At 63.8% G+C, this 23,817-nt stretch carries 23 protein-coding genes and 1 pseudogene; 7 read left to right on the top strand and 17 right to left on the bottom strand.

Going from position 1 to position 23,817, the window contains the following annotated elements; genetic code table 11:
• Nucleotides 1-237 precede the first annotated feature (237 nt).
• From P0D70_RS01555 to phnS, 8 genes are all read right to left on the bottom strand, one after another.
• On the bottom strand, nucleotides 238-798 hold the full coding sequence (locus P0D70_RS01555; protein ID WP_408181846.1) for a phosphonate degradation HD-domain oxygenase: 561 nt from the start codon (nucleotides 796-798) through the stop codon (nucleotides 238-240).
• Between the two features lie 4 nt (nucleotides 799-802).
• A complete protein-coding gene (gene phnY, locus P0D70_RS01560) occupies nucleotides 803-2,254 on the bottom strand; it encodes a phosphonoacetaldehyde dehydrogenase (protein WP_408181848.1) in 1,452 nt (483 codons plus the stop codon).
• A complete protein-coding gene (phnA, locus tag P0D70_RS01565) occupies nucleotides 2,251-3,537 on the bottom strand; it encodes a phosphonoacetate hydrolase (protein WP_408181850.1) in 1,287 nt (428 codons plus the stop codon). Before phnA ends, phnY begins: the two co-directional genes overlap by 4 nt.
• A gap of 56 nt (nucleotides 3,538-3,593) precedes the next feature.
• The gene (locus tag P0D70_RS01570; RefSeq protein ID WP_408181852.1) at nucleotides 3,594-4,328 is read right to left on the bottom strand and encodes a phosphonate utilization associated transcriptional regulator; all 735 of its coding nucleotides are present in this window, start codon (nucleotides 4,326-4,328) and stop codon (nucleotides 3,594-3,596) included.
• Between the two features lie 76 nt (nucleotides 4,329-4,404).
• The gene (gene phnV / locus P0D70_RS01575; protein WP_408181854.1) at nucleotides 4,405-5,268 is read right to left on the bottom strand and encodes a 2-aminoethylphosphonate ABC transport system, membrane component PhnV; all 864 of its coding nucleotides are present in this window, start codon (nucleotides 5,266-5,268) and stop codon (nucleotides 4,405-4,407) included.
• A complete protein-coding gene (locus P0D70_RS01580; RefSeq protein ID WP_408181856.1) occupies nucleotides 5,258-6,211 on the bottom strand; it encodes a 2-aminoethylphosphonate ABC transporter permease subunit in 954 nt (317 codons plus the stop codon). The genes phnV and P0D70_RS01580 overlap by 11 nt, the downstream gene beginning before the upstream one ends.
• Nucleotides 6,189-7,289, bottom strand: a complete 1,101-nt coding sequence (gene phnT, locus P0D70_RS01585; RefSeq protein ID WP_408181858.1) for a 2-aminoethylphosphonate ABC transport system ATP-binding subunit PhnT — start codon at nucleotides 7,287-7,289, stop codon at nucleotides 6,189-6,191. The genes P0D70_RS01580 and phnT overlap by 23 nt, the downstream gene beginning before the upstream one ends.
• Nucleotides 7,290-7,417: 128 nt before the next feature.
• Nucleotides 7,418-8,506, bottom strand: a complete 1,089-nt coding sequence (gene phnS, locus P0D70_RS01590) for a 2-aminoethylphosphonate ABC transporter substrate-binding protein (protein WP_408181860.1) — start codon at nucleotides 8,504-8,506, stop codon at nucleotides 7,418-7,420.
• A gap of 285 nt (nucleotides 8,507-8,791) precedes the next feature.
• Here phnS and P0D70_RS01595 point away from each other — a divergent pair.
• A pseudogene (locus P0D70_RS01595) lies at nucleotides 8,792-9,140 on the top strand (2-aminoethylphosphonate--pyruvate transaminase); the annotation flags it as partial.
• Between the two features lie 150 nt (nucleotides 9,141-9,290).
• Here P0D70_RS01595 and P0D70_RS01600 read toward each other — a convergent pair.
• Nucleotides 9,291-10,046: a DeoR/GlpR family DNA-binding transcription regulator gene (locus P0D70_RS01600; RefSeq protein ID WP_091802278.1), complete on the bottom strand. Its 756-nt coding sequence runs from the start codon at nucleotides 10,044-10,046 to the stop codon at nucleotides 9,291-9,293.
• Nucleotides 10,047-10,232: 186 nt separating this feature from the next.
• Between P0D70_RS01600 and P0D70_RS01605 the strand changes: the two genes are divergently transcribed.
• A complete protein-coding gene (locus tag P0D70_RS01605; RefSeq protein WP_408181863.1) occupies nucleotides 10,233-11,792 on the top strand; it encodes an ABC1 kinase family protein in 1,560 nt (519 codons plus the stop codon).
• Nucleotides 11,793-12,066: 274 nt separating this feature from the next.
• The gene (locus tag P0D70_RS01610) at nucleotides 12,067-12,942 is read left to right on the top strand and encodes a DMT family transporter (RefSeq protein ID WP_408181865.1); all 876 of its coding nucleotides are present in this window, start codon (nucleotides 12,067-12,069) and stop codon (nucleotides 12,940-12,942) included.
• Nucleotides 12,943-13,143: 201 nt separating this feature from the next.
• On the opposite strand, the gene P0D70_RS01615 is transcribed toward P0D70_RS01610, so the two are convergent.
• Nucleotides 13,144-14,214, bottom strand: a complete 1,071-nt coding sequence (locus P0D70_RS01615; protein ID WP_408181867.1) for a L,D-transpeptidase — start codon at nucleotides 14,212-14,214, stop codon at nucleotides 13,144-13,146.
• A 348-nt stretch (nucleotides 14,215-14,562) separates the two neighbouring features.
• On the opposite strand from P0D70_RS01615, the gene nadE reads away from it, so the two are divergent.
• On the top strand, nucleotides 14,563-15,423 hold the full coding sequence (nadE, locus tag P0D70_RS01620) for an NAD(+) synthase (protein ID WP_408181869.1): 861 nt from the start codon (nucleotides 14,563-14,565) through the stop codon (nucleotides 15,421-15,423).
• 118 nt (nucleotides 15,424-15,541) lie between these two features.
• On the opposite strand, the gene P0D70_RS01625 is transcribed toward nadE, so the two are convergent.
• From P0D70_RS01625 to P0D70_RS01645, 5 genes are all read right to left on the bottom strand, one after another.
• Nucleotides 15,542-15,808, bottom strand: a complete 267-nt coding sequence (locus P0D70_RS01625; RefSeq protein ID WP_091802295.1) for a hypothetical protein — start codon at nucleotides 15,806-15,808, stop codon at nucleotides 15,542-15,544.
• Nucleotides 15,809-16,236: 428 nt separating this feature from the next.
• A complete protein-coding gene (locus P0D70_RS01630; protein WP_091802299.1) occupies nucleotides 16,237-16,587 on the bottom strand; it encodes a hypothetical protein in 351 nt (116 codons plus the stop codon).
• A gap of 91 nt (nucleotides 16,588-16,678) precedes the next feature.
• A complete protein-coding gene (locus P0D70_RS01635; RefSeq protein ID WP_408181872.1) occupies nucleotides 16,679-17,332 on the bottom strand; it encodes a hypothetical protein in 654 nt (217 codons plus the stop codon).
• A gap of 264 nt (nucleotides 17,333-17,596) precedes the next feature.
• The gene (locus P0D70_RS01640; RefSeq protein WP_408181874.1) at nucleotides 17,597-19,270 is read right to left on the bottom strand and encodes a S10 family peptidase; all 1,674 of its coding nucleotides are present in this window, start codon (nucleotides 19,268-19,270) and stop codon (nucleotides 17,597-17,599) included.
• Nucleotides 19,271-19,344: 74 nt separating this feature from the next.
• A complete protein-coding gene (locus P0D70_RS01645; RefSeq protein WP_408181876.1) occupies nucleotides 19,345-20,904 on the bottom strand; it encodes a S53 family peptidase in 1,560 nt (519 codons plus the stop codon).
• A gap of 304 nt (nucleotides 20,905-21,208) precedes the next feature.
• On the opposite strand from P0D70_RS01645, the gene P0D70_RS01650 reads away from it, so the two are divergent.
• Nucleotides 21,209-21,718 carry a DUF1993 domain-containing protein gene (locus P0D70_RS01650; RefSeq protein ID WP_408181878.1) on the top strand — a complete coding sequence of 170 codons (510 nt, stop codon included), beginning with the start codon at nucleotides 21,209-21,211 and terminating at the stop codon, nucleotides 21,716-21,718.
• Between the two features lie 108 nt (nucleotides 21,719-21,826).
• On the opposite strand, the gene P0D70_RS01655 is transcribed toward P0D70_RS01650, so the two are convergent.
• On the bottom strand, nucleotides 21,827-22,147 hold the full coding sequence (locus tag P0D70_RS01655) for a YnfA family protein (protein WP_091802314.1): 321 nt from the start codon (nucleotides 22,145-22,147) through the stop codon (nucleotides 21,827-21,829).
• Nucleotides 22,148-22,283: 136 nt separating this feature from the next.
• Here P0D70_RS01655 and P0D70_RS01660 point away from each other — a divergent pair, with 136 nt between their 5' ends.
• Nucleotides 22,284-22,457 carry a DUF1289 domain-containing protein gene (locus tag P0D70_RS01660; protein ID WP_091802317.1) on the top strand — a complete coding sequence of 58 codons (174 nt, stop codon included), beginning with the start codon at nucleotides 22,284-22,286 and terminating at the stop codon, nucleotides 22,455-22,457.
• 56 nt (nucleotides 22,458-22,513) lie between these two features.
• On the opposite strand, the gene P0D70_RS01665 is transcribed toward P0D70_RS01660, so the two are convergent.
• Nucleotides 22,514-23,167 carry a LysE family translocator gene (locus tag P0D70_RS01665; RefSeq protein WP_408181881.1) on the bottom strand — a complete coding sequence of 218 codons (654 nt, stop codon included), beginning with the start codon at nucleotides 23,165-23,167 and terminating at the stop codon, nucleotides 22,514-22,516.
• A 155-nt stretch (nucleotides 23,168-23,322) separates the two neighbouring features.
• Here P0D70_RS01665 and P0D70_RS01670 point away from each other — a divergent pair, with 155 nt between their 5' ends.
• Nucleotides 23,323-23,790 carry an Lrp/AsnC family transcriptional regulator gene (locus tag P0D70_RS01670; RefSeq protein ID WP_012426651.1) on the top strand — a complete coding sequence of 156 codons (468 nt, stop codon included), beginning with the start codon at nucleotides 23,323-23,325 and terminating at the stop codon, nucleotides 23,788-23,790.
• Nucleotides 23,791-23,817: the final 27 nt, after the last annotated feature.

The following is a 23,817-nucleotide window of genomic DNA, read 5'->3' on the forward strand; positions in this document are numbered from 1 at the left end:
GCTGGCTCTCCCGCCTCCCGCGCTCCGTTTTCCGAAGCACGAAAGAGCGAGATTCTAGCGAGCCGCCCAGCGCCTTGCAAGCGTTATTTTGATATGCATGGATTGCGCCAGAAACGATGCGGAAACGACGAACGAATCAGAAGACGAGGAAGCGCGCGTAGGGCCAAAGCCGCCTCAATCAAACCACCCTCAAGCAGACCTTGAACAGTTCAAGCAGCTCAAACACCCTCAAGAGGTTCAAACAGCCGCGTATTTAAGCATCGCTCGCTCGACAACGCCCAGATAGTGCGCGAGATCCGGCGTCGCGCGGTTCTCTTCCTTGGCGAGATCGTCCCATCTGCGCAGGCGCAACGCGTCTTCCGCGTGAGGCTTCTGCAGAAACGCCTCCGCCTCCTCCTTGCTGAAGATGCCGCCCTGCAATTCCAGGCTTCGCACGGAATCGGCGGAAAGCTGGCCGAAATAGGTATTGTCGATGGCGCACAGGCAGCGCTTGGCGTCGACGTGCAGCCGAATCGGCTCCAACACCGCCTCCGACAACACCGGCCGCAGGAACGGCAGCGCGAAATACTGGTGCAGATCGTCGATGCCCCGCTCCGTCGGTGTCTCACCCTGCAGATTGAGCAGGTGGCCGAGGTCGTGTAGAAACGCCGCGGCGACCAGTTCCTCGTCAGCGCCAGCCTCTTCCGCCAACAAGCCGCTCTGCAAGGCATGTTCGAGTTGCGTCACCGGCTCGCCGCTATAAGCCAGATTGCCGTACTGTTCAAACAGGGAACGGATGTCCTTCACACTCAATGCCACGCTATCACTCCCACGGTAATGAAAAGGTCTTCAGATTGGTGAAGCTCTTCATGGCTTCCTGAACACCTTCCTTATAGCCAAGCCCGGAGTCCTTGATGCCGCCGAACGGCGTCAGCTCGATCCGGTAGCCGGGCACTTCCCACACGTTGACCGTCCCCACGCGCAATTCGTTGATGAACCGCGTGATCGCATCCTGCCGGTTTGTGCACACGCCTGACGACAACCCGAACGGCGTGCCATTGCTGATGCGGATGGCGTCGTCGAGCGTGTCGAAGGTGATGATCGGCGACACCGGCCCGAAGGTTTCCTCGCGCACGAGTGTCATGGAAGGATCGACGCGGTCCAGCACCGTCGGCGCGTACAGCGCGCCGTTGCGCTGGTTGCCGCTCAGCAGACGCGCCCCGCTCGCCACCGCCTCGCTCACGCGTGCCTCGAAGAGCTGCGCCGCGGCAACGTCGATCACGGTGCCCATCTGGTTCGACGCATCGAACGGATCGCCGAAAGACCAGGCCCGCGTCTTCTCGACGACCAGATCGGTGAAGTCCGCAGCCACGCTCTTTTGAACCAGCATCCGCTTGACCGCGGTGCACCGCTGCCCGGAGTTCTTGTACGAGCCCTGCACGGCAAGCGTCGCCGCGCGGTCGAGATCGGCGTCTTCGAGCACGATCAGCGGATCGTTGCCGCCCAACTCCAGCACTACGCGCCGGTATGCCGCCTTGCCCGCGATGTATTTGCCGATCGCCACACCGCCCGTGAACGTGACGAGCTCCGCCAACGGATGCGTGATCAATTCATCGGCGATTTCGCGCGGGTCGCCGGTCAGCACCTGCAGCATCGGCGCGGGCAAACCGGCTTCGTATAGAACGTCGGCGAGATAGAGCGCCGACAGCGGCACCTTTTCCGACGGTTTCAGCACCACCCGATTATTGGTCGCGATGGCCGGCGCGATCTTGTGTGCAACCTGGTTCATCGGATGGTTGAACGGGGTAATCGCGACGATCACGCCCGCCAGCGGCTCGCGCTGTGAGAACACGCGCCGCTTCTTGCCATGCGGCGTCAGATCGCAGGAAAAGCTCTGCCCATCGTCACGCAACGCTTCGATCGAGGCGAACTTGAACACATCGGCCACGCGGCCGATCTCGTAACGCGAGTCCTGCTTCGACAAACCGGATTCGAGCGAAATCAGATCCGATGCCTCTTCGGTGCGCTCACGCATGAGCGCCGCCGCGCGTTCGAGAATCTGCGAGCGTTCGTAACGCGTGAGCTGAGCCTGATAGGCTGCCGCATATTCGAACGCAGCGCGCACGTCGTCGACGCTCGCCAACGGGACCGTACCGACGCGTGTTCCCGTATAAGGATCGAACACGTCGAGCGTGCGCGAGCGCGTCACGCGTTCGCCTTTGAGCCGCAGCGCTTCCGCCCGAAAAGCCGGATGGTCCCGCAGCGTGGCGTTCATGATGCCGACACGCGATTCAGGGCGATGTCGAAGATATCGAAGTTACGCAGTCGCTTGCCGTCATTGCCAGCACTGCTGGACGGCAACGCTTCGACACGCCGGTTGAACAGCAGCGGCACTTCCTGCTCGGAGATACCGCCGTGCGAGCGCAACGGCACGGTCAGGCCCGACAGGTCGTGCTCATCGCGCCGCGTGCCGAGCACGACATGCTTCGTGCTGACCACGACGATATCGCCGACGCGGTCATTCGGCAGTTCGAAGCGCTCGCACGCGGCGCGGTTGTCGAGCACGGTTTCGATCCCTTGCATGCCGCCGATCCGTTCGATCACCTGCGCGACGCTGACATCGCGCGGCAGATAAATCGTTGCGAACGAGCCGAGCGCGCCGTGATGCACCACGTACGGATCCGTGATCGGCAAAATGACACGCGCGCGGCCGGCGCCGAGCCACTCGTCCAGCACGTCTTGCAGATAGATCACATTCGGCTCGCCGGTCTGCGGATCGTGCTTCGCGTTCATGCCATGATCGGCGGTCAGGCCGATCACCCAGCCGAGCGCGTCGAGCTTTGCAAGGTAGCCGTCCATCATCGCGTAGAACGCGTTCGCGCCCTCGGTGCCGGGCGCGAACTTGTGCTGGATGTAATCAGTCGTCGACAGATACATCAGATCGAGCTTGCGCGTTTGCGCGAGCCGCACGCCGGCGGCGAACACGAACTCGGACAACCCCGCGCTGTACACGTCGGGTACCGGCAAGCCGACCAGATCAAGGACTTCGTCGATGCCGTTTTCTTCCAGCGTGACCTTGTCGGCTTTTTCCGCCGAGAAGCAGATGCCCTTCAACTGCCAGCCGAGCAGCCGGCGCAGTTTGTCTTTCGCGGTGACCACGGCCACCGCGGCGCCGGCTTCGGCGGCAGCGGCCAGCAAGGTGCCGGCGCGCAAATACGCGGGATCGTTCATCATCACTTCCGCGCCTTCGCCGCCGTTCGCGTCCGGATCCCAGAAGTAATTGCCGCAGATGCCGTGCACCGAAGGCGGCACGCCGCACACGATCGAGAGGTTGTTCGGGTTGGTGAACGACGGGATCACGCAGTCGCCCTTGAACGCGCCGCCGCCTTTGAGCATCTTGCCGATGAACGGCGCGACGCCCGCCGCGACCGCGGCTTCGAGATAGTCGAACTCGCAACCGTCGACGCACACCACGACCGTCGGTTGCGAAGGTAGCCGGTAGCGGCGGCCGTTGACTTCGATCGTGCGTTCGTTCGTGCCTGTGCTCGTATTTGCCATCGTTGCCTTCCATGCGTGCGGGGCACGCGTGTTGTAGTCAGTCCGTTGCCCGTCTTTTATTCGTTCGATGCCGGCGGCATCCGCACCACGCCCAGCGTTCCTTCCGGTTCGCATGCCGCATGGGCGCGCTGCAAGCCGCCGTTCACGTGCGCATGCATCAACGCCGCGGCCTGCTCGGGCTCGCGCGACGCCAGCGCCGTCAAGATCGCGCGATGCTCGGCCAGCGAGCGCTCCATCGCATCGGCATGCACGACCAGAGCGGCACGCCGAAACAGACTCAACTCGCACACCAGCCTTCGATACGTCTCATACAGCTTCAGATTGCCCGATGCCGCTACCAGCGCATCGTGAAATGCCACATTCGCGCGCGCGTACGCATCGTGATCCTGGGCGTCGAGCGCCGCGCGCATGGCGTCGAGCCAATCGCGCAACACCGCGAGCTTGCGCGCATCGATACTCACCGCCAGCATCCGGCACGCCGCCTCTTCCAGCACCGCGCGCACCGCGTAAATCTCGTCGGCTTCCGCCAGCGACACCGTCCGCACGAACACGCCGCGGTTCTTCTCGGTACGCACGAGGCCGACCTGCTCCAGCGCGCGAAACGCCTCGCGCACCGGACCGCGCGACACCTGCAGCCGTGTCGCCCAGTCGGCTTCGTTGAGCTTGTCGCCGGGCGCGAGCGCCCCCTCGATGATGTGCCGTTCGATTTCGTCGCGAACCAGCGTGGTCAGCGAATGCCTGCGCACAACCTCGATCGGATCGACAGAAGCAGTTTGCATATATTCGGTCATTTCGACAATTTTTGCCACATCGATAAGTGCAGGCCCGCCGTCGAGGCGCGCCTGCTGACGCATCAGAAGTTGCCCGTCAGTCCGCCCGACGGCGCGGAACGCGCGCCGCGATCAACAACAGCGCGGCCAGCGAGACCAGCAGAAGAATCAGCGACAGCGCGGAGGCCGGCAGGTAATAGCCGCGCTCCACCTGCCCGACGACCACGATCGGCACCGTCGCGAAGCCCGGCGGATACACGGTGAGGGTGGCGCCGAGTTCGCCGAGCGAGAGTGCGAAACCCAGCGCGAGACTCGCGCGGATCGCCGGCACCAGTTGCGGCAGCACGACCCGGCGCAACACCATCGAAGGCGGCGCACCGAGGCTTGCCGCCGCTTCGCGCAGAATCGTCAGCTCCGGTCGCAACGCGGCGGCGGCGCAGCGGTAGCAGAACGGCAGCACCAGTGCGAGCTGCACGAATACGACGATCGCCGCGGAGCTCGACAGATCGAACGGACGCTTGTGATACGCGATCAGCACCGCGAGCCCGAGCACCACGCTCGGCACGCCGTTGGGCATCATCGCAATGGTGTCGACGAAGGCGCCGAGGCCGCGGCGGTCACGCCCTTCGAGCGCGAGCGCGAGCCACAGGCCGAGAATCGTGCCAAGCACCGCGACGCCCATGCCGATTTCGAGGCTGGTGGTGAGCGCGTCGAAATCGCTCGAACCGAGACGCTCGAACCAGCGCATGCTGAAGCCATCGGGCAGGATCGTGCCGGACCAGTGCGCCGCCACGCTCGAGAGCGCGACGACCAGCACGGGCAACACGAACAGCCAGAAGCACAGCAACGCGGCAAAACCGAGAAACAGGCCGCTGAGCATGCGCACCACCAGGCTACGGCGCACCGGCCGGGCTTTCTTGTGCATGACCGGCAAAACGGTCGGGTCGAGTTCAACGGCCATGGCCCGCTCCTTTCACCTTGCGACGGTTGACCTGGCGGTACAACGCGTACAGCGACAAAGACATGATCAGCATCACGACCGCGCCGGCGGCGGCGGTCGGCAGATCGAGATCGACCGTGGCGGAGCTGTAGATCGCCACCGGCAGCGTGATCAGGTGCGCGCTGCCGAGCACGAGCAGAATGCCGAACTCGTTGAGCGTGAGCAGAAAGCACAGGATCGTGCCCGCGGCGATGCCCGGCCATGCGAGCGGCAATATCACCTTGAATGCGACCATCCAGCCGTTCGCGCCGAGGCTGCGGGCGGCTTCGATCAGACGCATGTCGAGCGTGGCGAACGAAGCCAGCGTGGGACGCACCACGAACGGCGCGTAGAACACGACTTCCGCGAGAATCACGCCGCCTACGCCGAACAGGAAATCGAGCGGCGGCGCCTGCAGATGAAAGAGCCTCTGCAAGCCGATACTGACGGAACCTTGCGAGCCGTACAGAAAGATCAACGTGAACGCGACCAGAAACGACGGGAACGCGACGAACAGTTCGAGAAAGCGCGTGATCATCCGCGCGCCGGGGAACGGCTTGAAGAACAGGATCGACGCCAGCGCGACGCCGAGCAGCGACGCGAGCCCGGCACTGGCGAACAGGATCCATAGCGTCGTGCCGATCACGCCGCTCGTTTCCGGATTGCCGAAGAACGCCGAATAGGCGTGCAGGCTCAAACCGTGCGGGCCGGTCAGACTGAGCAGCACCAGACGTACGAGCGGATAGATCACCAACGGCCCGAGCACGACCACGGCGATGAACAGCAAATGCCATTGCGCGACGCGTTCGCGGCGCTTCACCGCGGCGCTATGCGAGGCGGCGCTGGCGCTGCGGCGCGCGGCGGCGGCATCGGCGGCGGCCGTGCCGAGCGCGTTGGGCGTATCAGGGGTTGATAAGGACGACATCGTCAGCCTCGTAACGCAGGGAAACACGCGCGCCCTTCTCCGGCATCATGCCTTGGCCGCGCTGCATGGTGACGAGCACCGGCTCGTTGGGCATGGCGTCCAGTGCAACGGATATCGACAACACCGCGCCGTACCATTCGACCGAGGCGATCGCGCCGTGCAAGTGCCCCTCGCCGAGCGGCACGATACGCAACGCCTCGGGACGCAGACAGGCCACGCGCTCGCGCTCGTTATAGCGCGCGTCGCTCATGCTGAACGCGATCTGCGGCGGCAGCAGATTGGCCGCGCCCAGATAACGCGCGACAAACCCGTCGGCCGGCGTGTCGTACAACTGCTGCGGCGTGCCGAGTTGCGCGATGCGACCTTCACGCATCAGCAGCGTGCGGTCGGACAGCACCAGCGCGTCGTCCTGATCGTGCGTCACGCAGACGATCGTCAGATTCGGCAGGCGCTCATGCAGCGCCTTGAGTTCGGAACGCACCGACGCGCGCAGATTGGCGTCGAGTGCGGAAAGCGGTTCGTCGAGCAACAATACATCGGGTTCGATCACCAGCGCGCGCGCGAGCGCCACGCGCTGCTGCATGCCGCCCGACAGTTGCGCGGGCATCACGTGACCGGCGTCGCCGAGTTGTACCAGCTTCAACGCATCGGCGACACGCCGGGCCACGTCTTTGGCCGGCGTGCGGCGCGCGCGCAAGCCGAAGGCGACGTTCTCGAATACCGACAAATGGGGAAACAGCGCATAGCTCTGAAACAGCAAGCCGAGATTGCGCTTGTGCGGCGGCACGTGCGTGAGGTCGTGACCGGCCACGGTCAGCGTGCCGGACAGGCCGTCTGCTTCGATAAACCCGGCGATGAAACGCAACAAGGTCGTCTTGCCGCAACCGCTGCGGCCGAGCACGGTGAGCAATTCGCCGCGCTGGATGGTCAGCGACAGATCGTCGAGCACCGTGCGCGAACCGAAGCGCACCGTCAGATGGTCGATCTGCACGCCGCCCGGCGTATTCGAACGCGCGGCATCGAGCGCGTCCGGTGAGGCGCCGAGCGCGCCTGGGTGAGCAAGACTGGCCGTATTCACCGGGTTCATCCTCCAACTGGATTAATGCTGATGCAGCGCCTCGGGAGCGAGTCCCGAAAGCGCCGCCTGACTCTGTGACGTCACCCGGCTACGTCCCGAGTGAGGTCGATTGCGTGACGAACGACGGCTTACTTCGGCTTGACCACTTCGATCTGCTTGCCCGACGAACCGATCACTTCATTCTTCCAGCGCGCGGTCCAGTCGGCCTTCTTGGCCATCACCTGAGTCCAGTCCACCGGAATCAGCTTCACGCCGGCGATCGCCTGCTTGACGATTTCGCCGTTCTTGCCTGCCAGCGGCACGTCGGTACGGCCCGGAATACCGAAGATGTCCGGCACCTTCGACTGCACTTCCGTCGACATCAGGTAGTCGATCAGCTTCTTGCCTCCGGCCTGGTTCGGACCGTTCTTGATCAGGCCGATTGCGTACGGCAGCTGGAACGTGGTCGGCTGGCCGCCTTCGTGCGCGAGGAAAATCGGCTTGAGCGACAGGCCGCCGTTGGCCGCGTCGTCGAGATCCATTTGCAGGTCGCCGTTGGCAACCGCGATTTCGTTACGCGAGAGCAGCACGTCGAGGTAGCCCGTGCCCTTGGTGTGGAACTTGGCGCTGTTTTCGAGCTTCTTCAGATAGTCGAACGCCTTGTCTTCGCCCATCAGCGACGACGTCAGGATGATCACCGCCATACCGTCGCCCGCCGTGGCCGGGTTCGAGTAGGCAACCTTGCCGCTGAAGTCCGGGTGCAGCAGGTCGGCGAAGGTCTTCGGCGCCGTCTTGGTGACTTCCGGGTTGATCGCGAACGAGAAGTAGTTGTTCACGAAGGTCGCCCACGCGCCGTTCGACGCCTTGGCGATCGCCGGCACGTTCTTGTAGTTGGCGCTCTGGTAAGCCTGCAGCAGGCCGCTCTGGTCGGCTTGCTGGATGAACGGCGGCAGCGTGACGAGCACGTCCGCCTTCGGCTGATCTTTTTCGATGGTGGCGCGGTTCACCACTTCGCCGCTGCCCGCCGTGACGATGTTGACCTTCACGCCTTCCTTCTTTTCGAAGGCCGGCAGCACGTCCTTGTAGAGGTTCTCGAGGCCGTCGGCGGTGTAGAGCACCACGGCGTCGGCCGCGTGCGCCTGCATGGCCGTGGCGCCGAAGGCTGCCGCGGCGACCAGCGCCGGCAACAGTTTGCGTGCGAGACCGGCCGTAGCGTGAAGGGAATTCGTCTTTGTCATGTCGCTTTCTCCGAAAGGCAAAAAACCAGACGGTCGGGATATCCCGATACCTGTTGTGATTGAACGGCGGTAGCGCCGCGCCGCTTGCGTGTTGCCCGCATCAAGCCGTGTGCGGATCATGCGGATTGCAGATTGCCAACAACTTTGCTGCTTCTTGTACCCTCTTTTCCTGCCCGACTTACAGCCCACCTACGACGCTCGCGCTGCCAGCCATGCCTGAACGGGCACGGCAAGGATCACAGGTTTCCATGACAACGCCATGACGATTCTGCTCAATTCCAAAAAATGACACAATTCGCCAATAATATCCAAATGAATCTTTTCGTCATCTGGTCTCGGGCGGTGCCTCTTCCCAGACGATGGCGGAGGCTTGCGCGCTCTTCTGGAAACGCCCCGATCGTGTTGACGGCGAGGCCCGCTCACTTCCACGCGGACGCGCGAAGCACTCCCGCGCGGCTGGGATTCGTGGGACGCCGCGTTCAACCGCTTGACCGACAGCGCATGCGCCGACCCGGTGAAGATCGTACATGGCGAAAATGACTATGCATGCGCACCGCTTCAACGCAGCGGGACGATCACAGTCGAAGCGGCGCCCGGCACGCTCGTGCCGCGCCACGGCTCCCTGCTGGTTCCGGGCAAACTGACTCAGGTGGAATCGTTTCGCTTGGGTGGCATCGGCGCGATCGATGTGAGTGAACTGCTCGACGCGGCGGCCGCGATCGGCCGCACGTCCGAACGGCCCTGCACCCCCGTGGAACAGACAGGCTCGCCGTGGCACGCACGCTCAGGCGATCAGGATTTCCGGGCCATGCGCCGTGATCGCCTTGCCGAGAGCGCGCTCCGGAGCCAGTTCGGTCACGAGGTAACGCGCCGACTCGATACCGTTGATGCGCACCGGCGTCACGCGGCCGAACTTCGAATGATCGGCGACGATCACCACCATGTCCGCAGCGGCGATCATGCGGCTGCGTACCTCCGCGGCCATGCGGCTGTAGTCGGTCAGATAGCCGTCCGGCGAAATCCCGCCCGCGCCGATGAAGGCAAAGTCCGCGTGGTACTGCGTGAGTTGATGAACCGTATCGAGCCCGAAGGTGGCGTCTTCGATATCCGACAGTTCGCCGCCCAGCAGCGTGACGCGGTTGTCGTTACGCCGGCCGAGCAGCAGCGCGATGCGCCAGTCGTTCGTGTACACCGACAGCCGATGCCGGTCGAGCAGCGCCCGCGCCACCGCTTGCGTGGTGCTGCCCGAATCGATGATCAGCGACGCGCCGTCCGGCACGAACTCCGCCGCGCGCTCGCCGATGGCGCGCTTCGCGCCGGCGTTCGCCGCTTCGCGTGTGTCGAGGTCGGGCTCGCGCCGGTCGCTCGACAGCGCGCCGCCGTGAGTCGTGACCAGCAGGCCGCGCCCGGCCAGCGCGTTCAGGTCACGGCGAATGGTTTCGCGCGACACGTTCAATTCGCGTACCAGTTCCGCGACGGAAAGCGCGCCCGTTTTGGCGACTTGCGCCAGGATGTATTGGTGACGTTGTTCTGCGAGCATCGATAAAAGGCCGGAAGCCGGCACGCTTGGGTTTCGCCACGGTTTGAGAAGGCCGGCGTATTGTATTACGCGACGCGCGGCGATGCTCCCCTCGGCGCGCTTACCTGCTAACCTGAACGCTCAGGCCGCGCGCGATCGTCCTTCGATAGCTTTGAACGCACGCGTGCCCCGTCAACCGAACTGCCGATGCCGCCACTGTTTCGCCGTCTACTGTTGCTGTTCCACGCGCTGCGTTACGGCGCTCGCCTGATCTGGCTTGCCGCTCCGCAAGATCACAAGCTGCACTGGATGATCGGGCTGGTCGGCCGCTTGCACGCGGCAGGACGCGGCGGCCAGAGCCTGAACGGCGTGCTGCCCGCACTCGGGCCGCTGGCGGAGCGGTTCGCGCAAACCCTGGTCGAACGGCCCGAACTCGCGACCGGCACCCTGCACGACGCGCTCGACGCGATCGATCACATGGAAGCTCCGCTGCCGCCGCGCGAGGCGGAACAGGCACTCGCGCGCGCCTTCGGCAAGCCGCTCGCCACGCTTTTCAGTGCCGTGGATCTGGTGCCGGTACGCGGCGGCTTCGCCGAACAGACGCATTTTGCACGGCTGCTCGCGCCGGTGAACGGTCACTACGAAGTGGCGATCAAGCTCGTGCGCGCCGACCAGTTGCAGCAGATCGGCGACGAACTCGCGCTGCTGCGCTGGGTCGCGCGCTGGCTGGAGAAGCTCTCCGGCACCGCGCGCCGCCTGCAACTGCGCGCGCAGGCGCAGACCTTCACGGACGACATCCTGCGCCGTTTCGATCTGCGCGCGGAAGCCGCCAATCTGAGCCAGACCGGCCATCATTTCGACGGCGACGCGCGCATCGTCGTGCCGGGCGTGATCTGGGATCTCTGCACCCACTACACGCTGACGATGCAACGCGTCAGCACCTTGCCGGCCAACGATCTGCCCGGTCTGCACGCGCATCACATCAAACTCGCGCCGCTCGCCGCGCATATCGTCGAAGTGGTGACCGAGCAAGCGTTCGAACATGGCTTCTTTCACGCCACACTCGACGCGCGCCGCGTGCGGGTCAGCATCGAACCGGACACGCTCGGGCGTCTCGTGCTGGCGGAATTTTCGATCATGTCGAGCCTCTCGACCGGCGAGCGCGAGTTCTTCGTGCATGGCGCAACCGCGCTGTTCGACCAGGACTACGCGCGCCTCGCCGAAATGCATCGCGATGCCGGGCACGTGCCGCACGACACGCGCGCCGAGGTGCTCGAAGCCGAGTTGCGCACGCGCGCGGAAGCGCATTTCGCGGCCGAACCGGAAGACCGCTCGGCGGGTTCGCTGTTTCATCATCTGCTGCAAGCGGTGCATCCGTTCGACGGCGCGGTGCCCGGGCGGCTCGCGAGCGCGCAACGCTCGTTTCATCAAGCGGAAATGCTGGCACGTGCGCTGCATCCAGGCGTCGACACGTGGAATATCACGCGCGGCGTGCTGGCGGATATCGCGCGGCGCGACATCGACCATCGCGGCTGGATCAAGCGGATCACGCGCGAGTTGCCGCACCTCGCGCATATGCTGCCGCGCGTGCCGCAACTGGCGGTTCGGTATCTGCAGCATGAGCATGATCGTGCGCGCAAGCCGCAGCAGAATGCGCAGCTCATGGCGGAGATCGGCCGGGAATACCGGCGCACGCGCGCGCTGCTGTGGGCGTGCGCCGTGTGCGGTGGCGTGCTCGGTGCGGGGACTGTGCTGCTGATGTGGTGATGGCGTTGGTGGGGGTTCATGCGGCGGGGTGGCAACCCGCGGTGCGGTGCGGTGCCTTGCGCGTTGCGGTGCCTTGCCGCGTTGCGTTGCCTTACGCGTTGCCTTGCCTTGCGCGTTGCCTTGCCTTACGCGTTCCTTTGCCTTACGCGTTCCTTTGCCTTACGCATTGCTTTGCGTTACGCGTTGCGTTGCACTGCCTCGCCGATTGCAGCTTCGAACAAGACACGCATCGCCTATCCCGACAAGATGGCGGCTTTTTACACCCCCCTTTCCGATGCTCGCTTCTTTAATCGCCGCCGTCTTCGTCGTGTTGTGGTCGACCGGTTTCGTGGTCGCCCGCGCGATCACGCCCTATGCCGATCCCAATCTTTTCCTGCTCGCGCGCTTCGGCGGCACGGCGCTGATCTTCGCGCTGGCCGCGCTGGCGGCACGCGCCGCGTGGCCTGGCAGGCGCGACTTCGGCAAACATCTGGTGGCGGGCGCGCTGCTGCAAGGCGTGTATCTCGGCGCCGGCTACTGGGCCGTCGCCCAAGGCTTGAGCGCGGGTGTGATGGCTTTGCTCGGCGCGCTTCAACCGCTTGCAACGGCTGCCGTCGCCGCGCCGCTCTTCGGCGAGCGGTTGTCGCGGCGTGGCTGGAGCGGCATGGCGCTCGGCCTCGCCGGCGTCGTGCTGGTGCTCGAACCGAAGCTGGCGGCGGCCAGCCCGGCGACACCGCACGGCAGCGCGCCCGCCTGGCTGGTCGTAGCGATCTCGATCGCCGCGATCGGCGCGATTACCGCGGGCACGCTGTTTCAGAAGACTTCGCTTGCCAAGGCCGATATTCGCAGCGCGAGCGCGGTGCAGAACCTGGGCGCGGCGCTCGTCGCGGGCGTGCTCGTGCTGGCGCTCGGTGAGCATCGCTGGATTGCGTCGCCTACGCTGTGGGCGTCGCTGGCGTGGGGCATCGTGATGCTCTCGGGCATCAGCGTCACGTTGCTCGTGTGGATGGTCAGACGTGGAGACGCGGCCCGCGCCACCGCGCTGATGTTTCTCGCTCCACCGCTCGCCGCGCTCGAAGGGTATGCGGGCTTCGGCGAGACCTTGCTGCCGCTGCAGGTCGCCGGTTTCGCCGTGGCGCTGGTGGGCGTGGTGCTGGCGCGCTCGCGCTGAGCGGGCTGACGTGATCGCGCCAAACGGGCTGGCGCACTCTCGCCGAACGAGCTGACGTGATCACGCCAAACGGGCTAACGTACTCTCGCTGAACGATCCGACGCGATCACGCCAAACGGGGCTGGCGTACTCTCGCTGAACAAGGTGACGCGCCCGCACCAAACGGACTGGCACGCCCACATTCAGCGCCGCGACCGCGCATCAATCCGCCGTGTCCGCCCCGGCCGGCACACTGGCGCGCGCCTTGCCGCCAGGCGCGGGCGCCCATGCCGGGCGGCTCTTGCGTTCCGAATCCAGCACGACGATGTATCGCCCTGCCCACGGCGTCACCTGACGATCGCTCTTCAACACCCACAGCGATCTACCCGACTCGACGAGCGCCGCATACTCGGCGTCGAGAATGCCGTAGTGATCAAGAAACGTATTGAGCGACGCGGGAATCCTCACGCAACCCTTCGAATGACGAATGCCGAGCAGCGGTTCGAGTCGGTCAGGGTCGGTGGCATGCATCTGGAAGCGCATCTGCGACATCCCGCCTTTGCCCCAGCCACGCTCGCCCTCTGCCCAGCCGAGGTCGAAGATCCGCATGTCACGTTTGCCATAACCACGAATATGGTTTTCGTTCTGCGTGCCTTCCGAGCGGAAATCCATGTTGGCGGGCGTATGTTCGAACACGCCGAGCGGCGTGACGAAGTGGTCATACTCGCCCGGCCGCCCGGTCGAGACCGGCGACGCGCCGATCATCTGCCAGACATCCGCCGGCGCGGCGCGAAAATAGATGAAGAGTGCCTGGACATTGGCGTTTCGATCGACCAGCACGACATACTCGCCCGATAAATCGCCCAGCATGTGCGCGTCGAGCACTGCTTGCATGCGATCCGCATAGGCTTGCTGATCCGCCGCCGGCACCACCAGCTTACGTGTGACGCTCTGCGCGAACACGTCCCGCAGGATGAATGCGCGGCGCGGATCGACCACGCCGGCCGCATCGGGCGCGGCGACAGCGGACGCGCTGACGCTCGCCTGCGGACGATTCGCCACGTGCGCCGCCGACGCCGCGGCGGGTGCCGAGGCGGCGATCGCCGCGCCGCAGGACAACCCGCAAAGGGCGGCGCCCAGCGCTTGCATCAGACGGTGAAAAGAAGGCAATCTGCGCGCGATGTTCCGCACGGTGAGTCGATACGAATGACGCGACACGTCGCGCGGACAATCTACCGACGCGAAGGTCAGGCGGTCCACTACAGGCTGGCCAGGCCGATTGGAGTAGTTCATCGCTTATTGGAGCAAACCTGATTATTATTGACTGCCCGCCGGCTTATGCGGCGCTCTCAGACCGAGGATGTTACTAAGCACATGGCAATCTGTCGATAAAGTTTCGACGATTCGAATATATCGCTGTAATACCCGGACACATTTGCTGTTCCACGCGACAAATTGAAAGCGACGCGAAGGTGATTTAAAGCTGATTGACGGCGAATAAACTCTGTAAAACGGATGCGGCGCAGCGTATCAACCAAAAACTGCCGTCGTACCGGCGCGCGGCTGTGCCTCTTACGGCCGTTGCGCGCGCAACGTTAATCGTTCGACACATGCGCGAGCGCGCAAGGAGCAAAAGGAATCATGACGCAACACGATCCAGTCGCACGCCAGGCGAACATTTCTCAAGAAATGCACATTAGCGACGGGTTCGACGCCGAATCAGAAATCGAGCGGCGGGTCGCTTTTCTCGCGGATTATCTGCGCAGCAGCGGCCTGAAAACATACGTGCTTGGAATCAGTGGCGGCGTGGACTCGACAACTGCCGGCCGGCTTGCGCAACTCGCGGTCGAACGATTGCGCGCCGAGCAATACGACGCGCACTTCGTCGCAATACGTCTGCCTTACGGTGAACAAAAAGACGAAGCCGACGCCCAACAGGCATTGCGCTTCATTCGAGCGGACGAAAATCTCGCCATCGACATCAAGCCCGCTGCCGACGCGATGCTCGCCGCGCTAGACAAGAGCGGCGTGCTATTCAAGGACGAATCGCAACAGGACTTCGTGCATGGCAACATCAAGGCGCGGCAACGCATGATTGCGCAATACGCGGTGGCCGGCGCGCGGGCCGGTGTGGTGATCGGCACGGATCACGCGGCCGAGTCGGTCATGGGCTTCTTCACCAAGTTCGGCGACGGTGGCGCCGACGTGCTGCCGCTCGCGGGGCTCAACAAGCGTCGTGTGCGCGCGTTGGCGAAGGCGTTAGGCGCACCGGAAGAATTGGCGCACAAGGTGCCGACCGCCGACCTCGAGATGTTGCGCCCGCAACGACCCGATGAAGATGCCTATGGCATCCCATACGATGCGATCGACGATTTTCTGGAAGGCAAACCGGTGAACGACACGGCGCGCGCGACCATCCTGCGCTATTACGACGCCACGCGTCATAAGCGGGCGTTGCCGTACACGCCGTTCGACTGGGCGGTACAGGCAAGCGAAGATTGAAAAAGTGATGGGTGTGCAGCTGACGCGCTCAATGCAGCGGCGTTGGCGTGTCGGCTATGCGTCAGCCGAAGCGCGGTCGTCTCGCTCGCCAGATTCAGGCTCGCTCGATCGAGTCAGCTCACTCAGCTTTCGGCGGTTCGTCGGTGAACAGATCGGCGCTGGCCTCCAACGCCAGACCACCTAGCTGCTTGCCCTGAATCTGCCGCGCGATGACCTCGCCCACATAGGGCACTTCGGCGTCAAGCTCGACCGTGGCGTAGGCGCCCGGCTTGCCGGCGTCGACCACTTCGATGTTTTTTGCGTAATGCCCGAGTTCGTGCTTCAGGAATTCCCGCACTTCCTGCTCGCTACACGACTGGGCGATGTTGCGAACGATCAGGTTCATGCAGCCTACCCTCGGCGCGCGTTGCGCCCTGTGCCCTCAACGCGCACGGGGCGCAATGCGGCACGCTGTTTCGCCTGCGCGACAGCAAGTTGGCGGATCAATGCGGCGCCCGCAGCGCCCAAGGCAGCCAATGACAAATAGAAGGCAAGCATTTAATTCTCCCCTGCGAATTTCGTCCTGTGTTCAGGATAGCCATAAATCACAGCAAAAGCGATGTGACACAGCGTAGTAAAACGGAACTCAAATCTCCGTTAATGCACTGTACCTGAATAAGCGGCGTCAAAAATAGCAAAACAGCGCTTCATTTTCCGGTACAGACCCGGCAAACGCGTCGAACGCAGTGCGTGGGCGCGAAAACCGGGCCGCGGCCACGTATCGCCACGGCATCCTGCGGGGGACGTGCGCAAAAGGCGGGCTGATCGTCGCGATCAGTCCGCCGCTTGCACGTTGGCCGCGCTGACCCACCACGTATTCTTGCCCTGCGGCAACTGCACCAGCACCGCGGACGGATCGTCGACACCGTCGTCGGCAACTTCGCATACCGCGAGACCGTCGGGCAGGCGCTTCACCTCGCCCGCGGACTGGAACAGCGCAACACGTTGCGCGCTCAACGGCCGCAACTGGCGGTACACGTCGAAGCTGATCGCCGCCGGCACATCGCCGCGAATCTGCAGCGCCCCGGCTTGACCGCAACGAACAGGCTCAGCGGCGAACACCGCGCTGCTACCGAACAGGCAGCCAAACGAAAGCGCCATGACGGCAACACGTGAATGGATCATGATGATTCTCCGAAAACAAGATGGGGGCGGGCTTGCGAACCGCAAGCCGGGCGAATGAACGAAACTGGCGACGCAGGCGAATCGGCCGCCTTCATGGCGGGTTGTCGTGCCCGGCGCCGCGGCCAATATCGCCGCCCGTGGCGACGTCGAGCCGGCTCACGTCGCAAGACGTCTGGCCGAAGCCCGAATAAACGACCGACCAGTTGCCGACAATCGCGGCCTGCGCTTCGGCGAGACTCATTTTGCCTTCGCAGACGCAGCGCTTGAGCATGACCGCGGCGCGCGCCTTGCGGCGCTCGCCCTGGTGGCCCGCCCACGGTAACAGATCGAGATTGGCGGGAGCGTCCGGCGAGCCGCCGAGCACGATCGGCACACGCCGGTCGAGCGCGAAGGCAGCGCCATTGTCCGCGTCGATGCCGCGCGCGGCGAGCATGCGGTCTTTGTGCGCCATCAGTTCGTCGAACGGCGGCGCGACCGTGTCAGCATAGCCAGGGCGGCAAATCGTCTCGCCCACCGACTGCTGCGTGACACGTTCGTCGAGCATACTGATGCCCTGTGCGCGGGCTTCGCCCATGCACACAGCGAGTAGCGCCGCCGAGCCGAGTGCGAGCACGATGCGCGCGCCGCGCGAAGGACGCGCAACGCGGCATCGGCGTGCGAGCGCCGGCGCGGCCGTTTCATACGTACTACCGGTCGGGTCGCTGAGGTGTTGAGTGCGACGCCTGTCTGCAATGCCTGCGTTCATTCGTCGGCGCGCCGGGAACGGCACGCAATAGTTCAATTCGCAGACTAATTAAAACACATTCAAAACGCTTATGTAAGAAAGCCTACGTGTGCGCGCTGCGTGCATAGATCGCAATCTGCGGGTTTCATAGACGGCAGCAACCGGCGGCGGCGCCCCTCGCGCACCGCCAATCCCCCTTCCCGCTACGGACGCCGCTCGCGGATCGCGCGCAACACCGCACGTTCCACACGAGAGGCGTCCGCCACGCTCCGTGTCAATGTGACGCTACCTCGGCACACGCGCCTGCAGCGCACGAATACGGAACATGGCCTGCGTGTCGGACACGGTGGTTTCGTACATCTTTGCGAGGTCCGCCTTCAGCGCGGTGCGCGATCCGCCGTCGAGATAGACCATATGCCCCGACGGATAAAAGCGCGCCGACAAATTCTGCCGGACCTGCTGACTGAGCAGCGGCATCTGCTGCAGATCGAGCACGGTTTGATAAAACGGCGTCACGTAATCGAAGAAACCGTTGGCCGACAGCACCTTCAGATCGGGATTGAGCGCCATGACGGCGGCAAGGTCGCCGGCGGTGTACAGAATGATGTTGCCCTTCGCGTCCACCCCCTTCTGCGCGCCTGTCGGATCGATGTGACTGAAGTCCCAGTACTGGAAGGCCTGATCGTTCAGGTCGGTGAATGACGAATTCGATGTGTATTTCAACTGCTCGTTCAGATACACGTTCCACATCGTCGTATAGACGCCGGTGACCGCCGTCATGGTCGGATCGTTGCCGCCGGAGTTCGGGTCGATCTTGCCGGCAATGCCCGTGCCGATCGCCGTCACGCGGCCGTCGTATTCGCCGAGCGCGAGACCTTTGGATTTCAGCAGCGTAGTCAGGAATAGCGAATTACCCCGGCTGTCGTACGACGCGATATCCAGACTCCAGGCAAGCAAGGTTGTTTTATCTATCCCGGTGTATTCGCTAAGTTTTTCGACCGTTGCCGAATCGGTGGTCGGAAATTTACGCAGCGCGGCCAGATAGTCGGTGCGCGCGAATTGCGCGACTTCTTCGGCGAACGTGCCGAGATCGGTTGGCCGCGGCGCGATGCCGAGCTTCTTGTGATACCACGCGTCCGCTGCCGCCGTGGGCAGCGTGCCGACCGGGTTGCCGGATTGCGTGTAATCGAGAATCGACGATTGCAGCGTAATGCCGTTCAGATCGACGCCGTCTTCGTGTAATCGGTAAGCGAGCACGCAACTACGCGCCGTGCCGTACGACTCGCCAAACAGGTACTTGGGCGAGTTCCAACGGTTGTTCTTGGTCAGAAAGCGCTTGATGAATTGCTTGATCGAGTCGGCATCCTGATCGACGCCCCAGAAGTCGCGGTTCTTCTTCGGGGCGATCGCCGCCGAGTAGCCCGTGCCGACCGGATTGATGAAGACGAGGTCGCTTTTGTCCAGCAGACTGTCCGGGTTGTCTTCCATCGAATAGGGCGCGGGCGGCGTAAAGCTCGGCATCGACGTCTTGATGCGACGCGGCGCGAACGAGCCCAGCAGCACGAACACCGACGACGATCCCGGCCCGCCGTTATAGAAAAACGTGAGCGGCCGCGCTTCTTCTTTCTGCTTGTCCTGCGTGAAGGCCACGTAGAACATCCGGGCTTCCGGTTGCGAACTGCTCGGGTCGACGATCACGAGGTGTCCCGCCGTCGCCGTGTAGTTGATCTTGCGCCCGCCGATGGTGACCGAATGATGCGTGATCGCAGCGGTCTCCGCGGTATCGGTGACGGAATCGTCCGGCCCGTTACCGTATGCGACCGGATCGAAGAACGGCTGATCGCCGGCTTTGTGCGGCGAGCTGGCCGCTGCCGGTGCCGCGGGTGCGGCCGGTGCAGCCGAAGCATGAGCATTGTGCGACGACTGCGGACTAACGGAAGCTGACTCTGTGTTCGTCATGATCGCTCCATGGGTTCGTTCACGTCTTGTACGTCGCCCCCAAAGCAGACCTGCTTCGGGGCGTGTGTTGCAGACTATAGTGCGGCCGCCACCTTCTGACCATTGGGACTGCCGAGCCCCGTGCAGGCGTCCCAGCCCGTGGCTGCCGCGAAGCTGCCGTTGTTGCCTTGCGTGATGTCGTTACACACGCCCGGCGTCTTGTACAGCTTGGGATTGATGAACCCGGCCGGCTGTCCTTTGGCCGCATTGATACGCGCGATCAGCGCGGCCCACAGCGGCGCGACCGCACTGGTGCCGCCGACCACCGTCTGCGTACCGTCGATCAATACGTTGTAGCCGGTCACCGGAGAAGCGTCGCCTGCTACGTCCGGCACGCCGCGCCCGCTGAGCGCCTTCTTGCCGCCGCTCGACGACGTGGCGGACAAACCCTTTTGCCACGTCGGCGCCGCAAAGGCATGGCTCACGCCGCCGCCGGTCGCGCCGCCCTGCGCGCCGTCGTTCCACACTACCTCGTGCGAGATCGAAGTGCCCGACGCGGTGAGGTTCGTGCCGCCGCAGGCCAGTACATACGGGCTCGAAGCCGGGAAGTCGACCTGGTCGCCGCCGCTCACGCCGTCGCTCGAACCGCTGTCGCCCGACGCCGCGCATACCGTGACACCGAGGGCCGCGGCCGACTGCAGCACGCTGTTGAAGGCCTGCATCGACTGGCTGGTCCAGTTCGACTCCGGGCCGCCCCAACTGATCGAAATGACCGACGGCTTGTTGGTCGTGTCGTGTACCGCGCGGCTCACCGCGTCGATGAAACCGGAGTCGCTATTCTGCGTGAAATACACCGCGATCTTCGCGCCGGGCGCGATCGCGCCGACGATCTCGATATCGAGCGTCACCTCGCCGTCCGGTCCGTTCGGATCGCCGCTCGGCTGATTGCTGCCCTGATCGACGCCGACCGATTTCACCGTGGGCGACGCGACGCCGAGGCTCGCGAAGTAGGACTTGAGATCGGCGGTGTTGTAGCCGCCGCCCAGTTCGATGATACCCACGCACTGGCCGCCGCCATCGCCTTGCGGAAAATGGTAGAGCGACGCGAGTTGCGGCGGCGTAAAGGAAGCCTGATGGGCCCGGGCCGGCTGGAACGGCGGCCGGATGCGAAAGTGCGGCCGCGCCTGCGGACGATTGTCGAGGCCCATCACGGCTTCCACCACGCCGCGCAGATCGTCTGGCACGCTGATCGGGCCGGTGCGCCCACGGAACTGCCCGGCCGTGTGATGTTCGTAATGTTCCAGCTTGACGGAAAACGCATCCTGGAACTGGGCAATCGTGCCGCCCAGCACGACCGAGCGCGCAGCCGGATCTTCGCGCACCACGGTCAGCCCGTGTTCCGCGGCGAAGGCCTTGACCTTGGCGATGTCGTCCGGCGCAGCGCCGTAGTCTGCGGCAAGCGCCTCGCGCGAGAGCGGCTTGACGCCCGGATCGCCCGATTCGATCTTGCTCATCAGCGCGTCGAACTGCGCCTGCTGCTGACGGCGCAACATGACGAACACCTCGATCCGCTGCGCCGGATCGCATTGCCCCACGACTTTCGAACCCTGTTCCACTGTTCGTTCACTGCCTGGCAGCGGGTGCTTGTTGACCATGGTGTCGACTCTCCAGTTAGCGTGACGGCGCAATCCACACAGTGGACCCAGCACGCCACGCGCCTGCACGACCTCATTGCCTGAAGCCGGCGGCAAGTTACTGTTTCAGGGACCTCGTCAAACCGTCCGACCAATCCATTCAAACACAGTTCCGGCGTGCGCGGCAGTTGTCCGGATGGCCAGCGCCGCGCCGCACCGACACGCATACGCCACCGCTCGCGCTATGATGCTGCAGCGGCAATCCAGCCGTTACGTTGCCTCGCGCGCCATCCGCGCGCACGATCAAAGAATCAGAGGAAGCCCCATGTCAATTTCGATGTATCAAGCATCACTGCCCGTGTTGATCCGCGGCCTGACAAACCTGCAGGTCATTCTGGGCAAAGCCGAAGCACACGCTGCCGAAAAGCAGATCGAGCCTACGGTGTTCACGACCGCCCGGCTCGCACCCGACATGCTGCCGCTCACGCGCCAGGTCTATATCGCGAGCGACACCGCGAAGGGCTGCGCCGCGCGTCTGGCCGGCGTCGAGGCGCCGAAGTTCGACGACGTCGAACAGACTTTTGAAGAACTGACTGCCCGCCTTCAAAAGACGATCGATTATCTGAAGGAATTCAAGCCGGAACAGATCGACGGTTCGGAAGCGCGCGAGATCACGCTGAAAATGCGCACGGGTCCGATCGAGTTCACGGGCTTGTCGTATCTGCTCGGTTTCGTGCTGCCGAACTTCTATTTCCACGTCACGACGGCGTACGACATTCTGCGTCACAACGGCGTCGACCTCGGCAAGCTCGACTATCTCGGCGGCATCAAGTAAAACGCATGTTCCGCACGGATTCGAGGCCTGTGCGAATGCGCAATGAGTGTTGGCGAGAGACGTTTGAAGGACGCGGCAAACACGTGTGGGCCGCGCCCCGGTGTCAGCTCAAACGCGCGGCTGGAACGCGATGATCGCCATGCCGGCCAGCGTAAAGGCGACGCCGGCCGCGTCCCACAGCGTGGGCCGCACCTTGTCCACGCACCACAGCCAGGCAATCGCCACCGCCACGTACACACCGCCGTAAGCCGCATAAACGCGGCCTGCGGCGGTACCGTGCAGGGTCAACAGCCAGGCGAACAACGCAAGGCTGAGCGCGCCCGGCACGAGCAGCCAGATCGAACCGCCCTCTTTCAGCCACCGCCACGGCAAATAGCAGCCGACAATTTCAGCAACGGCGGTCACGGCATAAAGCAGAAAAGTCTTCATTAACGATGAATAGGCAGGTGATTGTGATGCCACGAATGAGGTGTGGCGCTCTATCGGCTTTATTAACACAATCACTTGGCGCGCGGGCACGGCGCGTGCGAGAGTCTTCGAGTCCTTTCTTTAATTGCCCTTCGCCATGAGCATCGCTTCACCCTGCATCGACATCTGCAAATTCGACGGCAAAACCGGTTTCTGCATTGGCTGTTTGCGCACTCGCGACGAATGCAAAAGCTGGAAGAAGATGAAAGACAAGCATCGCAGGAAAATCATCGAGGACCGTTCGCGGCGCGAGCATAAGCTGAACAAGTAAGCGATCCGCCAACGCCATGCGTAGCGCGGCGCTTCTCGTCGTGCCTTCGCGCCGCGTCAGTCCAACGAAAGCCGCAGCGCAAAGCCGATCAACGCCGCCGAGAAGGTCCAGCGCTGCAGCGTTTGCGCCAGCGGATGAGCGCGCATCCAATTGGCGATGCGGGCAGCGCCGATCGCGTACATCACGTCGAAACATGCGCCTATGGCGAGCAACACCAAGCCTAACTCGACCATTTGCAAAGCCACCGGCCCCGCTTCCGGGCGCACGAACTGCGGCAGCAGCACCGAACAGAACAACAGCGCTTTCGGATTCAGCAAGTTGGTCAGCAGACCTTTGACGAAAGCAGCCCGCAGCGGGCGCGACTCGCCGTTTGCGGGAGCGCCCGCTGCGGCTTTCGCCGTGTCGCCGTCAGGCAGCGCGAACACCGGCGAACGAAAAATCTGGATGCCCACCCACGCGAGATAAACCGCGCCGCCATAGCGCACCACGTCGTATAACCACGGCGCGTTGCGCAACAGCGCGGCCACGCCGCACGCCGACAGCGTCACGTGCGTGGCGCGCGCGAGACCCAGGCCGCCGGCAGCCGCGAAACCGCTGCGCGCACCGCGTCCGATACTGGTTTGCAGCACCAGCGCCATGTCCGGGCCCGGCACGGCATAAACGACGAAAAGCGCTGCGATGTAGACGGCCAGCAGGTGTGCGGAAATCATCAGAGGCTCCTGTTTTTCAGGGCTCTATCTTGCTATTGCCAGCGGAGGGTTTGTTGGCGAATTACTGGCCCGGTATCTTTGGATTTGGAGGAATGCGCTAACATTACGGCTTAGGCTTGTGTTTTCCTCCAAACCGCTATTGACATCGCCGAGCCATGACAACCGACCTCGACAAAACAGATCGCGCAATCCTCGCCGCGCTGCAGAAAGACGGGCGCATGTCGAACGCGCGGCTGGCCGAAACGGTCGGCCTGAGCGAAACGCCGTGCGCGCGCCGTCTCAAGCGCCTCGAAAACGACGGGTATATCGACCAATACCGCGCCATGCTGTCGCGCTCCGCGCTTGGCTTCGGCGTGGTGGCCTTCGTCTATGTCCGTTTTGCCGTGCACGATCGCGCGGTGGCGACGCGCTTCGAGCGCGAGGTGCAGGCGATCCCACGCATTCTGGCGTGTCACAACGTGTCGGGCAGCGCCGATTACATCCTGCAGGTGGTGGCGCGCGACCTCGACGACTACGGCACCTTCATGCGCGACGAGATGCGCAGCCTGCCGGGCGTGACATCGGTGGAATCGGCGCTGTCGTTGCGAGAGGTAAAAGCCAACGGCGGCTTGCCGCTATCCTGAACGCGAACGTGGCATAGTCACGCCTTT

Source organism: Paraburkholderia sp. RL17-381-BIF-C (assembly GCF_046026435.1).
GTDB lineage: Bacteria > Pseudomonadota > Gammaproteobacteria > Burkholderiales > Burkholderiaceae > Paraburkholderia.

What these genes read in the sequence shown, in the direction of transcription:
- phnY (WP_408181848.1), bottom strand. Translation starts at nt 2,254, where the DNA reads ATGAACGCCACGCTGCGGGACCATCCGGCTTTTCGGGCGGAAGCGCTG.
- phnA (WP_408181850.1), bottom strand. Translation starts at nt 3,537, where the DNA reads ATGGCAAATACGAGCACAGGCACGAACGAACGCACGATCGAAGTCAAC.
- P0D70_RS01570 (WP_408181852.1), bottom strand. Translation starts at nt 4,328, where the DNA reads ATGACCGAATATATGCAAACTGCTTCTGTCGATCCGATCGAGGTTGTG.
- phnV (WP_408181854.1), bottom strand. Translation starts at nt 5,268, where the DNA reads ATGGCCGTTGAACTCGACCCGACCGTTTTGCCGGTCATGCACAAGAAA.
- P0D70_RS01580 (WP_408181856.1), bottom strand. Translation starts at nt 6,211, where the DNA reads ATGTCGTCCTTATCAACCCCTGATACGCCCAACGCGCTCGGCACGGCC.
- phnS (WP_408181860.1), bottom strand. Translation starts at nt 8,506, where the DNA reads ATGACAAAGACGAATTCCCTTCACGCTACGGCCGGTCTCGCACGCAAA.
- P0D70_RS01600 (WP_091802278.1), bottom strand. Translation starts at nt 10,046, where the DNA reads ATGCTCGCAGAACAACGTCACCAATACATCCTGGCGCAAGTCGCCAAA.
- P0D70_RS01605 (WP_408181863.1), top strand. Translation starts at nt 10,233, where the DNA reads ATGCCGCCACTGTTTCGCCGTCTACTGTTGCTGTTCCACGCGCTGCGT.
- P0D70_RS01610 (WP_408181865.1), top strand. Translation starts at nt 12,067, where the DNA reads ATGCTCGCTTCTTTAATCGCCGCCGTCTTCGTCGTGTTGTGGTCGACC.
- P0D70_RS01615 (WP_408181867.1), bottom strand. Translation starts at nt 14,214, where the DNA reads ATGAACTACTCCAATCGGCCTGGCCAGCCTGTAGTGGACCGCCTGACC.
- nadE (WP_408181869.1), top strand. Translation starts at nt 14,563, where the DNA reads ATGACGCAACACGATCCAGTCGCACGCCAGGCGAACATTTCTCAAGAA.
- P0D70_RS01625 (WP_091802295.1), bottom strand. Translation starts at nt 15,808, where the DNA reads ATGAACCTGATCGTTCGCAACATCGCCCAGTCGTGTAGCGAGCAGGAA.
- P0D70_RS01630 (WP_091802299.1), bottom strand. Translation starts at nt 16,587, where the DNA reads ATGATCCATTCACGTGTTGCCGTCATGGCGCTTTCGTTTGGCTGCCTG.
- P0D70_RS01635 (WP_408181872.1), bottom strand. Translation starts at nt 17,332, where the DNA reads ATGAACGCAGGCATTGCAGACAGGCGTCGCACTCAACACCTCAGCGAC.
- P0D70_RS01640 (WP_408181874.1), bottom strand. Translation starts at nt 19,270, where the DNA reads ATGACGAACACAGAGTCAGCTTCCGTTAGTCCGCAGTCGTCGCACAAT.
- P0D70_RS01645 (WP_408181876.1), bottom strand. Translation starts at nt 20,904, where the DNA reads ATGGTCAACAAGCACCCGCTGCCAGGCAGTGAACGAACAGTGGAACAG.
- P0D70_RS01650 (WP_408181878.1), top strand. Translation starts at nt 21,209, where the DNA reads ATGTCAATTTCGATGTATCAAGCATCACTGCCCGTGTTGATCCGCGGC.
- P0D70_RS01655 (WP_091802314.1), bottom strand. Translation starts at nt 22,147, where the DNA reads ATGAAGACTTTTCTGCTTTATGCCGTGACCGCCGTTGCTGAAATTGTC.
- P0D70_RS01660 (WP_091802317.1), top strand. Translation starts at nt 22,284, where the DNA reads ATGAGCATCGCTTCACCCTGCATCGACATCTGCAAATTCGACGGCAAA.
- P0D70_RS01665 (WP_408181881.1), bottom strand. Translation starts at nt 23,167, where the DNA reads ATGATTTCCGCACACCTGCTGGCCGTCTACATCGCAGCGCTTTTCGTC.
- P0D70_RS01670 (WP_012426651.1), top strand. Translation starts at nt 23,323, where the DNA reads ATGACAACCGACCTCGACAAAACAGATCGCGCAATCCTCGCCGCGCTG.